Source organism: Actinobaculum sp. oral taxon 183 str. F0552, assembly GCF_000466165.1.
Lineage (GTDB): Bacteria > Actinomycetota > Actinomycetes > Actinomycetales > Actinomycetaceae > Peptidiphaga.
Map to the genome: position 1 here is coordinate 1 of NZ_KE951434.1, position 1,375 is coordinate 1,375.

Genomic DNA, 1,375 nt, shown 5'->3' on the forward strand with positions numbered 1-1,375 from the left:
CGTCCGGACTCGCCACGATAGCCGCGCCGATCCCGGTCCTCCCAGCGACGCGAGTCCCGATCCCACCGCCGCTCGCCACGCTCGTCACGACGGCGATCCTCGTAGTCACGGCGCGGGCGACGCTCATCCCAACGACGAGACTCCCCACGACCCCCGTTCCTGTCGCCTCGGTATCCCTCATCACGATACCCACGGCGCGTGGCCGCGCGGCGTTCGGAAGCCGACTGCCACCCAGAGGATGGACGCTCATGGCGTTCGTCGTTATTCGGCACGTTGTTGTCTTCAGACATTCCCATCCTCAGTCCCATCCTCGGTGTTTCAATTGTCAGCAAAAGCCGAGCTCACAGCCGGCCGGGTCAAGCATACCCGCCTGCCAGTCCGATCACCCGATGGAACGCCGCGCGCCGCGATTCGCCGGATGGGAAGCCGCCCCTGCACGTGAGAACGCGAAAAGCCGCCACAGCCTCCGGGTCTTCACCGAGCTCGCCCTGCGCGGCAGCCGTCATTCGCCGCGCGCGGCCTGCCGTGTCAAGAGGTCTGCCGCGTCAGAAAGAGCCCCAGCCGCCTCGAGAATTCCTCAGGCATCTGAGTGTTCCACAGATGCTTGGCTCCAGGGACGATCTGCAGTTCCGCTTCGGGGATTCCTGCGGCGATTTCACGTGCTGCGCGCAGATTCGGCCGGTCCTTGGCCCCGCAGAAGACGAGCGTCGGTGTGTCTATGCGTCTGATCGCACCGCGCGTGTCGATGTCTCGGATTTCGCGGACGATCGACAAAAGCCGCTGTTTGGACATGCCCGGCGGCGCGACGGCGCGCCATGCGACCTGCAGGAGTCCCAACTGAAGCTTGATGAGCCACGGGGCAGTGTGCATCTGGCTTCCCGACAGCACAAGACTGGAAACGCGTTCGGGGTGGTCGAGGACGAACTGCGTGGCGACCATCGCCCCCACGGACAGCCCGCACAGATCGACCCGGTCGAGGCCGGCGTCGTCGAGTTCGGAGAGGATCGCCGCGACAGCGCGGTCAACGCGGAAATCCACGCCGTGGGCGTCCCGCGTGCCCAGCAGCGGGAGCGCACGGCCCGTGAATCCCTCGGGAAGGGCATCGATCTGAGAAGTCCACGCTTCGGGGCCCTGAGGCACTGCATGAAGAAAGATAACGGTTCGCATCTCCCGCCCCTTCTTGTTTTATGTGGTCTTTTATGTGGTTGGGCCGCACGGAATCGGGGGGAGCCCCCCCTTTTTCGCCGTGCGGCCTGATACGTCGCGTCATATCGGTTTGTGTGGTGGGCGGGAGCGTGTCTGCGTGTTCCCACCCGGGGTGTGGGTGACGGCGGTGTCCTACTCTCCCACACCCTGGCGGGTGCAGTACCATCGG

1 protein-coding gene is annotated in these 1,375 nt (G+C 65.3%); it reads right to left on the reverse strand.

All coding sequences use genetic code 11. The features are described 5' to 3' along the window. Positions 1–528: 528 nt before the first annotated feature. The gene (locus HMPREF0043_RS06195; RefSeq protein ID WP_021602112.1) at positions 529–1,167 is read right to left on the reverse strand and encodes an alpha/beta fold hydrolase; all 639 of its coding nucleotides are present in this window, start codon (positions 1,165–1,167) and stop codon (positions 529–531) included. Positions 1,168–1,375: the final 208 nt, after the last annotated feature.